The organism is Photobacterium phosphoreum, assembly GCF_002954725.1.
GTDB classification, from domain to species: Bacteria; Pseudomonadota; Gammaproteobacteria; order Enterobacterales; family Vibrionaceae; genus Photobacterium; species Photobacterium phosphoreum.
Genome location: NZ_MSCQ01000001.1, coordinates 693,255 through 708,486 on the forward strand (window position 1 = coordinate 693,255; position 15,232 = coordinate 708,486).

The window sequence follows — 15,232 nt, forward strand, 5'->3', positions numbered from 1 at the left end:
ATTAAAGGATTGTATATGTTGAATTATGGTAAGCATATGAGAGTGTTAATTTTTGATAACTCTCAAGCTACGGGGGTGGTTGCTAATGCTATCGACCGATTAGTTGAACAATTTGAAGATGAATCAATTATTGTCGCCAAAGCATCTACTTACGATGATTGTTATTCAATGCTTAATGTCAATATGGCTATTGATTGCTTTATGTTGACCTCTAGCATGACCGGGCAACAACAAGAAGAGAATGATATGTTCTTTTCACTGATTGAAAAATTGAATCAGCGTCAGCAAGGTGTGCCCGTTTTCTTACTCGCTGAACGTAAAAAAATGACCTTAACTGTCGATCGTCATCTGATGTCATTAGTCAGTGAATTTGCATGGATTTTAGAAGATACGTCTGATTTTATGGCTGGTCGAGCTATGGCAGCCATGCACCGTTATCGTGAGCAATTATTACCGCCGCTCGCGAATGCAATGATGAAGTACGACAGTATTCATGAATATTCATGGGCTGCACCAGGTCACCAAGGTGGGGTGGGTTTCTTAAAAACACCAGAAGGTCAGCGGTTCTATAATTATTATGGAGAAGGGCTTTTCCGCTCAGACATGGGTATTGAGCGTGGTTCGCTGGGTTCATTACTTGATCATACAGGCGCTTTCGGTGAAAGTGAAGATTATGCCGCGAAAGTCTTTGGAGCTGATAAATCCTATTCATTGGTAACGGGTACTTCAGGTGCAAACCGTACCATCATGCAAATTTGTATGCGAGAAAACACCTTAGCGATTTGTGATCGAAATTGTCATAAATCGATAGAACAGGGGTTGATGTTAACTGGCGCATTACCAGTTTATATGGTGCCAACGCGTAACCGTTACGGCATTATTGGTCCAATTTACCCTGATCAAATGTCGCCTGAAGGTCTGAAAAAATCAGCAGAAAGTAGTGAACTAACCAAAGCTCAAGCTGGCGGACAGGCAACTTATGCGGTGGTGACAAACTGTACTTATGATGGCTTATGTTATAACGCTAAACGTGCTCAAGATATTTTAAGTGAGAGTAGTAATCGCATTCACTTTGATGAAGCATGGTATGGCTACGCGCGTTTTAATCCTATTTATACCGATCACTTTGCAATGCGCGGCGAGCCACAAGATACACCAGATGATGGACCAACGGTGTTTGCAACTCATTCAACCCATAAATTATTGAATGCACTTTCTCAAGCATCGTGGATTCATATTCGTTATGGTAAAGATCATATTAATTTTGAGCGTTTTAATCAGTCATACATGATGCATGCAACCACATCACCGCTGTATGCGATCAGTGTTTCAAATGATATTGCGGTCTCACAAATGGACGGTAATCGGGGTGAGTCATTAACTAATGAGGTCATTAAAGAAGCGATTGATTATCGTCAAGCAATGGGACGTTTACATCGAGAGTTTGTTGCTGATGGTGATTGGTTCTTTAAACCATGGAATGCAGAATCTATCGTTGATCCAGAAACGGGGATTGAATATGGTTTCGAAGATGCACCAGCAGAGTTGTTAGCGACTAATCAAGATTTTTGGATCATGAAGCCGGGTGATAAATGGCATGGTTTCGACGATATTCCAAAAGATTGGTGTATGTTGGATCCAATTAAGGTCAGCATCTTAGCACCAGGTATGGGAGATGACGGTAAGTTACTGGATACAGGGGTTCCTGCTGCGTTGGTCACTCAATATCTCACCCGTTTTGGTATTGTGCCAACCCGTACCACTGACTTCCAAGTAATGTTCTTGTTCTCAATGGGGATAACTAAAGGTAAGTGGGCAACGTTAGTTAATACCTTACTGAGCTTTAAAACTCATTATGATAATAATACGCCACTGAAATCAGTATTACCTGATCTAGCTGCAAGTCACCCGCAAGTTTATGGCGATTTAGGCTTGAAAGACTTGGGTGATAAAATGTTTACGTATCTGAAAACCCATACGCCATCTGAAATGTTGAATGCGGCTTATTCGACTTTACCTAAAGCCGATATTACTCCACGAGCAGCGTTTGAAGCGATAGTGGATGATAATGTTGAAATGGTACCATCAAATAAACTGCAAGGACGTGTTGCTGCAAATGCGGTTATCCCTTATCCACCAGGTATTCCAATGTTGATGTCAGGTGAGAACTTTGGTGATGCAAATAGCCCTCAAATTGGTTATTTACATAGTTTAGAAATTTGGGATAAAGAATTTCCTGGTTTTGAGCATGAAACCGAAGGGACTGAAGTTGAAGATGGTGTATATCATGTGATGTGTGTGAAGTAAGAATATTACGCGGTAGAATACCTAAATAAAAATAGTCCTTTATTCCTTATCTTGATTTTACAGGGTAAGGAATATTTAAAGGGCTATTTTAGTTTTAGCTGATTGGTGATTAGTATTGAGTTGGTAATCAAAGTTAATATTAATATCTTGCTGTGGAATAGAACAGCAGCTTAATATTTCATTCGGACCAATAAAAGCTAGCGCATCTTGTTGAGTGACAGCGCCTGAGATAAGTTTACAGCGACAAGCACCACACATACCATTACGACATTGGTACTCTGGTTTAATACCGGCATTTTCTAATTGGGTAAGTAAAGGTTCATGGCGATTGCCACAAACCTTAATACCGTTAACCAGAATGGTTAATTGACTCACAATTCAAAATCACCAAGATCATCAGCGCTAATGTCATTGTCGATTTGACCAACAAGATACGAGCTAATCTCTGCTTCCTGAGGTGCAACTTGAACGTTATCTGATGATAACCAAGAGTTGATCCATGGGATTGGATTTTGATTTGCACCATCATAAGCAGAACGTAGACCAACAGCGGCCATGCGCAAATTAGTAATATATTCGACGTATTGGCACAAAATTTCTTTGTTTAAGCCAATCATTGAGCCATCTTTAAATAGGTACTCTGCCCATTCTTTTTCTTGTTCTGCTGCCGCTTTAAAGATGCTAAAACATTCTTCTTCACATTCCGCTGCAATGATTGCCATTTGTGGATCATCATGGCCATTACGTAACAAGTTCAGCATGTGCTGAGTGCCTGTTAGGTGTAGTGCTTCATCACGTGCAATCAGCTTAATGATTTTGGCATTACCTTCCATCACTTCACGTTCAGCAAAAGCAAATGAACACGCGAAACTGACGTAGAAACGAATCGCTTCTAATGCATTAACTGACATTAGGCACAGGTAAAGTTTCTTTTTGATTTCATGTAAATCAACAGTGAAAGCAATACCATTAGCTGAATGATGGCCTTCACCATAACGGTGATAATCATTAGTCGCAGCGATTAAATCATCATAATATTTAGAAATGTCACCAGCACGCTTAATGATATGTTCATTACGGACAATATCATCAAAAATAATCGAAGGATTATTGACGATATTACGAATGATATGTGTATAAGAGCGTGAATGAATCGTTTCTGAAAACGACCATGTTTCAATCCATGTTTCTAATTCAGGCAGAGAAACGATAGGCAATAATGCAACGTTAGGGCTACGACCTTGAATGGAATCAAGCAGTGTTTGGTATTTTAAATTACTGATGAAAATATGTTTTTCGTGATCTGGCAAATTATTGTAATCAATGCGATCACCAGAGACATCCACTTCCTCTGGACGCCAGAAAAAGCTTAATTGCTTTTCGATAAGTTTTTCGAAAATTTCAAATTTTTGCTGGTCATAACGAGCAACATTCACAGATTGACCGAAGAACATTGGTTCTTTAAGTTGATCGTTACTTGTTTGACAAAAAGTACTGTAGGCCATGATATCCTCAAATCAAAGGGAGCCATATGGCTCCCTTTTAATGCTTAAATTTTACAACTAGTACAATCATCGCCACTTAGATCGCTCTGGCTATCAGATGCGCCATCTCGAGTGTTATGGTAGTACAGTGTTTTAATACCTAATTTATAAGCATGAAGCAGATCTTTTAGTAGCAGTTTCATTGGAATTCTGCCACCAGGTTGTTTACTCGGATCATAGTTAGTATTTGCCGAGATAGCCTGATCAATAAACTTCTGCATAATGCCAACAAGTTGTAGGTAGCCATCGTTACTGCCAATGTTCCAAAGTAACTCATAGTTGTCTTTGTACTTAGCAAACTCAGGAACAACTTGCTTGAGGATACCATCTTTTGATGCCTTTACGGAAACGTATCCACGTGGTGGTTCAATACCATTAGTCGCATTTGAAATTTGCGATGATGTCTCTGATGGCATTAATGCTGTTAGTGTTGAGTTACGCAAACCATGAGTTTTAATCTCTTCACGTAATGTTTCCCAATCGTAACGTAATTCAGCATTGCAAATATTATCGATTTCTTTTTTGTAAGTATCGATAGGCAAAATACCTTGCGAATACGTGGTCTCGTTAAATGACGGACATGCACCGTATTCTTTGGCTAAATTTACCGAAGCTTTTAATAAATAATATTGAATCGCTTCAAATGCTTCATGGGTTAGATTATTGGCACTACCATCGGAGTAACGGACACCGTGTTTTGCTAGGTAGTATGCAAAGTTAATCACACCCACACCTAATGTACGGCGATTCATGGTTGAACGACGTGCTGCTGGCAGTGGATAATCTTGATAATCTAACAAGGCATCGAGTGCACGAACCGTTAATTCAGCCAGTTCCTCAAGATCATCGAGTGTGTCAATGGCACCTAAGTTAAATGCTGACAGTGTACATAATGCGATTTCACCATTTTCATCTTCAACATTCTTTAATGGCTTGGTTGGCAATGCAATTTCAAGACATAAGTTTGATTGACGAATTGGCGCTACAGCCGGATCAAACGGGCTGTGTGTATTACAGTGGTCAACGTTTTGAATGTAGATTCGACCTGTTGATGCACGTTCTTGCATTAACAATGAGAACAGTTCGATTGCTTTAATCGATTGTTTCTTGATGCTGTCGTCTTGTTCATACAAGTTGTACAAACGCTCAAATTCTACTTGATCGGCAAAAAATGAATCATATAGCCCAGGAACATCAGAAGGAGAGAACAATGAGATGTTCTGACCTTTGATTAAACGGGTGTACATTAATCGGTTAATTTGTACGCCGTAATCCATATGACGAACACGGTTTTCTTCTACACCGCGGTTGTTTTTAAGGACTAACAGTGATTCAACTTCACGGTGCCAAATAGGGTAGAACAATGTTGCTGCACCACCACGAACACCACCTTGAGAACAGCATTTAACTGCGGTTTGGAAGTATTTGTAGAATGGAATACAGCCAGTGTGAAATGCTTCACCACCACGAATTTCAGAGCCTAATGCACGAATTCGACCCGCGTTAATACCAATACCTGCACGTTGTGAAACATAACGTACAATTGAGCTTGCCGTTGCATTAATTGAATCAAGGCTATCATCACATTCGATCAATACACATGAGCTAAATTGACGTGTAGGTGTACGTACACCAGACATGATCGGTGTTGGTAATGAAATCTTGAACGTTGAAGAAGCATCATAAAAACGTTTGATGTAATCAAGACGTGTTTCTTTCGGGTATTTATTAAACAGTGCTGCTGCAATTAATAAATAAAGAAACTGTGCGCTCTCAAAAATTTCACCAGATACACGGTTTTGAACGAGGTATTTACCTTCAAGTTGCTTAACCGCGGCATACGAGAAATTCATATCGCGCCAGTGATCGATAAACGTATCCATCACTGCAAATTCTTCTTTGGTATAATCGTCTAGTAAGTGGCTATCGTACTTACCTTTTTCAACCAAATTTTTAACATGGTCATACAAAGCAGGTGGCTCAAATTGACCATAGGCTTTTTTACGAAGATGGAAAATTGCCAATCGAGCAGCAAGGTATTGGTAATCAGGTGTTTCTTCTGAGATCAGATCCGCAGCCGCTTTGATGATAGTTTCGTGAATATCATCTGTACGAATACCGTCATAAAACTGGATGTGTGACTTTAGTTCGACTTGAGAGACAGAGACATTTTCTAGGCCTTCTGCAGCCCAGTCGATGACACGATGGATTTTGTCGAGATCGATAAGTTCTTTACGACCGTTGCGCTTGGTAACTGTTAATTGTTGAGTCATTTGTTGTTATTTTCCCAGTTTTCCTTGCAGATGATATTTTTTTGCAATTTATCTATTAGATTAGCAAAGAATGTGATCTTTATTATAAATATTGTTATTCAGCAAAAACACTACATGTTGGGGTGTTGAGCGAAAGTGCTTACAAGATAGTGGTGAATGCGTGTCTTTGCAAGATGGTATTTTTTGACCAGCTGTGGATAACATGGGGATTTCAATAAAAAAGTTAGTACCAACTCACCGATGTGGCGAATAGCATCAAATAGATAGTAAAAATCAATGCCTTTTAGGTTGTTTTTTTAGATAAATAAAATTTATTTTTATTGCTTTTTTAGTTCGAATTTGGGTTGGACAACTGGAGGGTATTTGACGAAAGATTGCGTTAATACCCCTTGATCTTATTGGTTTTTTTTGGTTGTAAAAATAGTAGCTGTAATTGTATTTGTTAGCAGAATGTAGCTAAAGGAGATAAAGTGATCTCCTTTAATATTCGTTTTAGGTCTACTACAATGGTTTTATCGTATGAACGATATAATTCACATCGACGTTATTGCCAAGACTATAGGTGTTGGTGAGGGGATTGTAGTGAAGTCCAATAATATGACGATCTTGTAGTGGCGTTTGATCTACCATCGCGATTAATTCTGATGGACGAATAAATTTGTGATGGTCATGGGTCCCTTTAGGCACTAGCTTCATGACATATTCTGCACCCACAATCGCAAATAAATAAGATTTAATATTACGATTAAGGGTTGAGAAGAAAACATGTCCGCCAGGTTTAACCATTTTGGCGCATGAAGCAATAACTGAAGCGGGATCGGGGACGTGCTCTAACATTTCCATGCATGTGACTACATCATAAGTTTCATGATGATGTTCTGCATGCTCTTCTGCTGTGCATTGAACATAGTCCAGTTTTGCACCCGTCTCTAAAGCATGTAACTTTGCCACCATTAAAGGCTCTTTACCCATATCAAGGCCGATTACATTAGCCCCTTCAACGGCCATACTTTCAGCTAAAATGCCACCACCACAACCAACATCAAGGACTTTTTTACCAAATAAGCCATTGGCATTGTCAATAATGTAATTTAAACGTAATGGATTAATTTGATGAAGCGGCTTAAATTCGCCTTCTAGATCCCACCAGCGTGAAGCTATTTGTTCAAATTTTTCGATTTCTGCAAGGTCAACATTGCGTGATTTGGTCATGTTAATGGTGCCATTTTCCTTAATTGATACGCGCTATTATGCGAAATTAAGTGTTAGTTGCAAAGGATAACTGCGATAAACGCTGACAGAAGAGTGGAATAGGCACAATAAGAAAAGCATATGGTCGCCAAGCACAATAATCTACTTGGCGAAATTAAGCATTACTCATTGAAGCTACTCATTGAAGCTACTCATTGTGGCTGGAATGAGTTCTGGTGAGAACCCACCACCAAATAAGGTGATAATGCCAAGGATGACCATTAAAATATATTTACCGATAATGATTGATATACCAATCATGTTAATTGCTGCACCCATCACTTTGTCCTCAGTGAATTTATGCTTCTAAAAGCATGGAATGTTCAATTTAACGATAGGGTTATTTTAAACATCAAGGTATTAACCATTACGAAAATTCATGAATTATTGAAATGGATAATAACGACTTATAGTGTGCTAAGAATGACGATTGATAAACGGTCAAATGTCGCATTTTTGATTTTATTTTGTTAATTTTAAGAAGTTCTACTTATAAAACTGTGTTACATCTTGTTTTTACAAATAGTTACATACTCTATAGGCTAAAAAGAGTAGTTTAGATGATTGGTGTAATGAACAAGAAATAAACAGTAATTTGTGGTTAATCCACAGATGTGACGATGTTTGTTTCTGTTTTCTTCAAATTCCGCTAAATTACTCATAACATAAGTCGTGAAAGGTGTGCCTATTAAGGCTGAAATATGCTATATTATTGCACCTTGCACGTATAAAAATACGACAGAAATTACCTGAGGGATATTGGCTCCATGAGCGATCTTGCAAAAGAGATCACGCCCATAAATATTGAAGATGAGCTGAAAAGCTCTTATCTCGACTATGCGATGTCAGTTATCGTTGGTCGTGCTCTTCCTGATGTGCGTGATGGCCTTAAGCCTGTGCACCGCCGCGTTTTATTCGCGATGAATGTGCTAGGCAATGACTGGAATAAAGCATATAAAAAATCTGCCCGTGTGGTAGGTGATGTTATCGGTAAGTATCACCCACATGGTGATAGTGCGGTATACGATACTATTGTACGTATGGCGCAACCGTTCTCACTTCGCTACATGCTCGTAGATGGTCAAGGCAACTTCGGTTCAATCGATGGCGACTCTGCCGCTGCGATGCGTTATACCGAAGTCCGTATGTCTAAAATTGCCCATGAATTATTGGCTGATTTAGACAAAGAAACGGTTGATTACGTTCCTAACTATGATGGAACCGAGCAAATACCTGCAGTTTTACCAACGAAGATCCCTAACTTATTAGTGAATGGTTCTTCTGGTATCGCGGTAGGTATGGCAACGAATATACCACCCCATAATCTTGGCGAAGTGATTGACGGCTGTTTAGCGTATATCAATGATGAGAGCATCACTATTGATCAGCTAATGGAATATATTCCAGGCCCTGACTTCCCAACTGCTGCGATGATCAATGGCCGTAAAGGTATCATTGATGCTTATCATACTGGTCGCGGTAAAGTTTACATGCGTGCCAAAGCTGAAATCGAAACTGAAAAGAATGGTCGTGAAACTATTCTTGTTCATGAGATTCCATATCAAGTTAACAAAGCCCGTTTAATTGAAAAAATTGCTGAGCTTGTTAAAGATAAGAAAGTTGAAGGCATTAGTGCACTACGTGATGAGTCTGATAAAGACGGCATGCGTATTGTTATCGAATGTAAGCGCGATGCTGTGGGTGAAGTTGTTCTGAACAACCTTTACTCTCAAACGCAATTGCAAACGACATTTGGTATCAACATGGTTGCGCTTGATAATGGCCAACCAAAGATCTTCAACTTAAAAGAAATGATCAAGTGCTTCGTTAATCACCGCCGTGAAGTGGTGACACGTCGTACGATTTACGAATTGCGTAAAGCACGTGATCGTGCTCATATTCTTGAAGGTTTAGCACTTGCACTTGCGAATATCGATGAAATTATTGAATTAGTTCGTCAAGCAAATACCCCTGCAGAAGCGAAAGCAGCATTAGTTGCTCGTGGTTGGCAGTTAGGTAATGTTGCCGCTATGCTTGAGCGTGCTGGTACTGATGCTGCGCGTCCAGATTGGCTAGAAGAGCAATTTGGTATTCGTGATAATCAATACCACTTAACTGAGCAACAAGCGCAAGCTATTCTTGATCTTCGTTTACATAAGTTAACAGGTCTTGAACACGGTAAGATTCTTGAAGAATATAAGCAACTTCTTGAAGAAATTGCTGAATTAATGTTCATTCTATCAAGCTCTGAGCGTTTGATGGAAGTGATCCGTGAAGAACTCGCGTTAGTGAAAGAACAGTTTAACGATGAACGTCGTACTGAAATCACAGCAGCAAGCAATGATATTGATCTAGAAGATCTGATCCCTAGAGAAGATGTTGTTGTTACGCTTTCTCACGAAGGTTACGTTAAGTACCAAATTCTGAGCGATTACGAAGCACAGCGTCGTGGTGGTAAAGGTAAAGCAGCAACGCGCATGAAGCAAGAAGACTTCATTGAACGTTTGTTGGTTGCTAATACCCATGACACGATTCTATGTTTCTCAAGCCGCGGTCGTATGTACTGGCTGAAAGTATACCAATTGCCATTGGCTAGCCGTACTGCTCGTGGTAAGCCAATTGTGAATATTTTACCACTAGAAGAAAATGAGCGTATTACCGCTATTCTTCCTGTACGTGAATACACAGAAGATAAGTTTGTCTTCATGGCAACAGCTGATGGTACCGTGAAGAAAACACCATTAACTGACTTTAGTCGTCCTCGTAGTGCCGGTATTATTGCCGTTAACTTACGTGAAGGCGATTCATTGATCGGTGTTGATGTTACTGATGGTGACTGCGATATCATGCTGTTCTCAGCATTTGGTAAAGTAGTACGTTTCTACGAAAGCCCTGTTGTTATTGACGACGAAGGCAATACCAAAGGTGGCGTACGCGGCATGGGTCGTACTGCGGCAGGTGTTCGTGGTATTAAACTTGCTGAAGGCGATAAAGTTGTTTCGCTAATTGTTCCACACAATAAAGGCGATATTCTTACAGTAACTGAAAATGGTTATGGTAAGCGTACTGGTCTTGATGAGTACCCGGCAAAGAGCCGTGCAACTCAAGGTGTAGTATCAATTAAAGTCTCTGAGCGTAACGGTAGCGTTGTTGGTGCTGTTCAAGCTGAAGACGGCGACGAATTTATGATGATCACCAATGGTGGCACATTAGTTCGAACTCGTGTTGCTGAAGTAAGCCGTGTAGGTCGTAATACTCAAGGTGTTACACTTATCCGTACTGCTGAAGACGAAAAAGTTGTTGGCCTACAACGTATTGATGAGCCAGCAGAAGTTGAATTAATTGAAGATGCTGAATTAGTTGATGGTGAGACTGTTGAAAATACAGAACTACCAGCAGCAGATGCAGAATCAGGTGATTCAACCGAGCAAGAGTAAGCCTTATAGTGCTTTATTCTGAATAAGACGCAGCCACTAGGCTGCGTTTTTTTTATCTTCGTATTTATAAACAAAGGAATGTTTAATTAAGCCTTTAAAGTTGCGCAAGAAAGGTGTAAAAATAAATAAGTGATCATTATCTCAATATTGAGATTTATTATTAATGTCTGTTTTGTAATGCTAAAAGTAGTACGATTGTGATGCTATTAGCTTTATGAAGCAGTGAATTTTTATTTTTGTAACTCGAGCAGGAGCAAGTACAGCATTATGGATAAGGTTTATAACTTTTGTGCCGGTCCGGCAATGATCCCCACTGATGTTATGGCGCAAGCCCAGCAAGAATTAATTAACTGGCAGGGCTTAGGTATTTCCGTTATGGAAGTCAGTCATCGTAGTAAAGAATTTCTTGCGGTTGCCGCTCAGTCAGAACAAGATTTACGTGACTTACTGAATATTCCTGCTAATTACCACGTATTATTTTGTCATGGTGGTGCGCGTGGTCAATTTGCTGCTGTGCCATTAAATTTATTGGGTGAGGCAGCAACTGCTGATTATATGGATGGTGGTTTTTGGGCGCACAGTGCGATCGAAGAAGCCTCTAAGTATTGTCAGCCAAACAGAGTTGATATCACTTGCATTAAAGAGGGTAAAAAAGCGATTCTACCCGCAGTAGAATGGCCGCTTTCAGATGATGCTGCATTTGTGCATTTTTGTCCGAATGAAACCATTGATGGTATTGAAATTCGAGATCTACCTGTAACGGATAAACCGATTGTCGCTGATATGTCATCGACTATTTTATCACGCCAAATTGATGTGTCTAAATACGGTGTGATCTATGCTGGTGCGCAAAAAAATATTGGTCCAGCAGGTTTAACTATTGTTATTGTTCGTGATGATTTATTAGGTAAAGCAAAATCAATTTTACCAAGTATTTTAGACTATACAGTTTTAGTTGATAAAGAATCGATGTTTAATACTCCACCAACATTTGCATGGTATTTAGCGGGTGAAGTGTTCAAATGGCTTAAAAGCGTTGGTGGGGTTGCTGTAATGGAACAGCGTAACCTTGCGAAAGCTAAATTATTGTATGATTTTATCGATCATTCTGATTTCTATATTAATAATATCCATGCAGATAATCGTTCACTAATGAACGTGCCATTTCAATTGAAAAACCCTGAGCTTGATGAAGCGTTTTTAGCACAAGCAGACATCGGAGGATTAAAAGCATTGAAAGGCCATCGAGTTGCTGGCGGTATGCGTGCCTCTATTTATAATGCGATGCCATTAGAAGGTGTTCAGGCTTTGGTTGACTTTATGCAAATGTTTGAAAAAAATAATGCATAGCTAACAAGAATATTGAATTTATAAAAAATACACACTTTTTACGTGTGTATTTTTTTATAGATAATACGCAGTGGTAATACTTGGTTACAATATTTTATCTTGAGCATTTTTGATTGCTCTATATAATCCAGAGCTCATTTCTATTGCTACTGTGAATGTATGTATAAAAAATCAATATTAAAGGCATATTACAATAATTATATTCGTGATATTTCGATTGTTTTTTTATTATTACTGCCTCTTATTATTTGTAATGCAATTACATTATTTGTTGGTCATGGTTTAAACCTGATTAAGTTTAATGAATTAGCCAATAGTCTCTTTTATTTGTCTAATTTATTAATTGGTATTTACCCGATAGCACTATGTTTGATCACCAGTTATTATATCGCGACAAAACATGGCGTGAATGCCATGGTCGTTGTGCCATATTCATTAGTATTATTTATTGCGGTATCTGTTCCTAATGAATTAGTGTCAGTACATAGTGGGTTACCTAATAATCCACTTATTGCATTACTCGCTGCACTTATTTCAGCACTGTGTTGTACTTCCTTTCGTCTTTTTCCGCTTGATCCCTCACGGATTGATTTTGTGAAAACGCTTTATAAACATGTATTACACTTTGTTTGCTTCCTTCTGTTAACGGTTATCTTGGTGAGATTAACGACACTTGTTATTGATATAAGTAAAGAGACACAGCATTATCTTTCTCTTAATCCTCTTACTTTTTATGGTGGGTTAGCATACCAATTTATTTTAGGATTATTAGGGGCTATTGGTATTAACGGCCATAACTTCCTTTTTAGAGCTAAGCAGCAATTATTTGAGGATACACAACAAAACATTACTGCATGGCAAGCGGGAGAAGCCCCTTTAAATGTGCTTGGACAGGGGTTTTATGATGCTTTTCTCTCAATGGGAGGGTCGGGTAATACGATTAGCTTGTTGTTGTGTATTTTATTATTTTCAAAAGAGAGACGTCATATAACATTGGCATTCTCGGCATTACCGTTAGTTATTTTTAATATTAACGAGCTTTTATTATTTGGTTTGCCGGTTATTTTTAATCCAACATTAATTATTCCTTTTGTCTTAGTGCCTTTAGTGAGTTTTGTTGTTGTATATAGTGCGATCACATTAGGTTTTGTGAATCCAGTGAGTACTATTGTTGATTGGATGACGCCTCCTTTTATTAGCGGCTATATTGCAACTCAGCACAGTTTATCTGGTGTGATATTACAAATTGTGGTGGTTATAATAGGTATTGTTATTTATCGTCCTTTTTATCTCCATTATGCAGGCAGAAGTCCAAGTAATAATATAGCGATAAGCCATCAGTACGAACTCAGTCGTAGTACGTTAAAATCATTTTTAGGCGATGTGAATCAAGCCATGAGCAGCTATATCAGCAAACATGATATTAGTCGTCGTGTGAGTCGAATGCTGAGTTGTGGTGAATTTGTGATGCATTATCAACCGCAAATCAATTTGAATAATGATCAGCATTTATCTTTTGAAGCACTTCTTCGCTATAAAGATCCTGGTGGAAAATTATTACCACCGCTATTTATCCACGATTTTCAGCAATTGGGTGCAATGAAGCAATTGGATAAAATGGTGATCGATTTAGTGTTGACCGATATGCAAAAAATGCCATTAGAGAGTGGTTGTAAGGTGGCGATTAATATATCCGCAGAAACCATTTCTGATAAACATATTGTGGCTTATATTGTCGAGCGATTACGTTTTTTTAATATTTTACCTGAAGCTTTGGAAATAGAAATTACAGAGGAAGTGATTATTGTTGATGATAAGGGGGTCTCTGAAAATATCGCGGTATTGCAAGCGTTAGGGATTACTGTTGCTATTGATGATTTTGGGTCTGGTTATGCCTCTTTTCCACATTTATTAAAATTTAATTTTGATAAGGTGAAGTTAGACCGTTCGTTATTATTTAATATTGAAAATGAGCGTGAAAAAAACCTATATCAATTATTAGCTAAAATCAGTGAAGTAACCGGCTGTGTCTTGGTTGCGGAAGGGGTTGAAACAGAGATAGAAAAACAGTTTGTGCAACAATGTGGTATTGATATCGTTCAAGGTTTCTATTTTTCCAAGCCAATGACGCTTAATAATGCTTTGTCATGGATGAAAACGGTTACTATTGGCAATAAAACGATCGTGGAATGATGTTATTTATCAATCTAATCTTTCATTTGTTCATAGTTAATTGTGCGGTATGAGTAAAAATAAAGTGTAGGATCAAAAACAGTTTTTCACTGTATAAGAATATTATGGATCCCCTTGTTTTTTTTATTTGCCTATTAGTTTTTATTTGTGGGTGTTTTATCCAAAGTACTATTGGCTTTGGGATGGGTGTATTAGCAGCTCCATTTATTCTGTTGCTTGAACCACGTTTAATGCCGAGTGCCATTGTTTTTATCGGTATGTTTATGTCTGCCATTGTGTGGTATCAATATCGACATGCTTTATCTCTACGCTTTTTAATCTTTGCTTTTTTAGGGCGCTTACCGGGTACATTAGTTGCTGCTTATGTCTTAATGGTCATTTCTACGGATCAATTAGAGATTATGCTCGGAGTAACAGTATTAGCTGCAGTGATATTAAGTTTAGCAAAATTACGGTTAGCACCAACCCCGATAAATTTATTCATTGGTGGTTTTATTTCAGGGGTAACAGGTACAGCGACAGGCATTGGGGGACCCCCTATAGCTTTGCTTATGCAAGCTGAAGAACCCGATCATATTCGTGCTAATCTAGCTGCATTTTTTTGTTTAACTAATATTATATCATTGGTGGCATTGCATTATTCAGGACGGTTCACAATGGCTGATTTTAGTTCGATTGTGTGGTTATTACCCGCACCGATTATTGCTAGTGTTATTGCATATCGTATTCGCCATAAAATTAAAAAACAAGTGATGCAATATGGCGTATTAGTCTTATGTTCGTTATCTGCAGTAGTTTCATTATCGCAAGGTTTACATATTTTTAGTTAGAGTAATAACCGCTTAAATTGATAGGTAAGCTGTTATTGTTAGTGCGA

At 38.5% G+C, this 15,232-nt stretch carries 10 protein-coding genes; 5 read left to right on the forward strand and 5 right to left on the reverse strand.

Translation table 11 applies throughout. The annotated features are described in order from the left end of the window. Positions 1-15: 15 nt before the first annotated feature. Positions 16-2,307 carry an arginine decarboxylase gene (gene adiA / locus BTO21_RS03045; protein WP_045026626.1) on the forward strand — a complete coding sequence of 764 codons (2,292 nt, stop codon included), beginning with the start codon at positions 16-18 and terminating at the stop codon, positions 2,305-2,307. Positions 2,308-2,382: 75 nt separating this feature from the next. Here adiA and yfaE read toward each other — a convergent pair whose 3' ends face one another. From yfaE to BTO21_RS20025, 5 genes are all read right to left on the reverse strand, one after another. Continuing rightward, positions 2,383-2,682 (reverse strand): class I ribonucleotide reductase maintenance protein YfaE, encoded by a 300-nt coding sequence (gene yfaE, locus BTO21_RS03050; RefSeq protein ID WP_045026624.1) that lies wholly within the window; start codon positions 2,680-2,682, stop codon positions 2,383-2,385. Then, entirely contained in the window at positions 2,679-3,812 is a 1,134-nt protein-coding gene (gene nrdB / locus BTO21_RS03055; protein ID WP_045026622.1) for a class Ia ribonucleoside-diphosphate reductase subunit beta, read from the reverse strand. The genes yfaE and nrdB overlap by 4 nt, the downstream gene beginning before the upstream one ends. A gap of 44 nt (positions 3,813-3,856) precedes the next feature. Then, on the reverse strand, positions 3,857-6,124 hold the full coding sequence (gene nrdA / locus BTO21_RS03060; RefSeq protein ID WP_065192746.1) for a class 1a ribonucleoside-diphosphate reductase subunit alpha: 2,268 nt from the start codon (positions 6,122-6,124) through the stop codon (positions 3,857-3,859). A gap of 501 nt (positions 6,125-6,625) precedes the next feature. After that, the gene (gene ubiG, locus BTO21_RS03065; protein WP_045026620.1) at positions 6,626-7,336 is read right to left on the reverse strand and encodes a bifunctional 2-polyprenyl-6-hydroxyphenol methylase/3-demethylubiquinol 3-O-methyltransferase UbiG; all 711 of its coding nucleotides are present in this window, start codon (positions 7,334-7,336) and stop codon (positions 6,626-6,628) included. Positions 7,337-7,510: 174 nt separating this feature from the next. After that, positions 7,511-7,654 (reverse strand): hypothetical protein, encoded by a 144-nt coding sequence (locus tag BTO21_RS20025; RefSeq protein ID WP_170064495.1) that lies wholly within the window; start codon positions 7,652-7,654, stop codon positions 7,511-7,513. A 488-nt stretch (positions 7,655-8,142) separates the two neighbouring features. Here BTO21_RS20025 and gyrA point away from each other — a divergent pair, with 488 nt between their 5' ends. The 4 genes from gyrA (at position 8,143) to BTO21_RS03085 (ending at position 15,185) form a co-directional block, all read left to right on the forward strand. Further along, positions 8,143-10,812, forward strand: a complete 2,670-nt coding sequence (gene gyrA / locus BTO21_RS03070; RefSeq protein WP_045026618.1) for a DNA topoisomerase (ATP-hydrolyzing) subunit A — start codon at positions 8,143-8,145, stop codon at positions 10,810-10,812. Between the two features lie 267 nt (positions 10,813-11,079). Then, positions 11,080-12,162 carry a 3-phosphoserine/phosphohydroxythreonine transaminase gene (gene serC / locus BTO21_RS03075; RefSeq protein ID WP_045026617.1) on the forward strand — a complete coding sequence of 361 codons (1,083 nt, stop codon included), beginning with the start codon at positions 11,080-11,082 and terminating at the stop codon, positions 12,160-12,162. Between the two features lie 159 nt (positions 12,163-12,321). After that, the gene (locus BTO21_RS03080; protein WP_105026683.1) at positions 12,322-14,355 is read left to right on the forward strand and encodes an EAL domain-containing protein; all 2,034 of its coding nucleotides are present in this window, start codon (positions 12,322-12,324) and stop codon (positions 14,353-14,355) included. A gap of 104 nt (positions 14,356-14,459) precedes the next feature. After that, positions 14,460-15,185, forward strand: coding sequence for a sulfite exporter TauE/SafE family protein (locus BTO21_RS03085; RefSeq protein WP_065192749.1), 726 nt, complete (start codon positions 14,460-14,462; stop codon positions 15,183-15,185). Positions 15,186-15,232 lie beyond the last annotated feature (47 nt).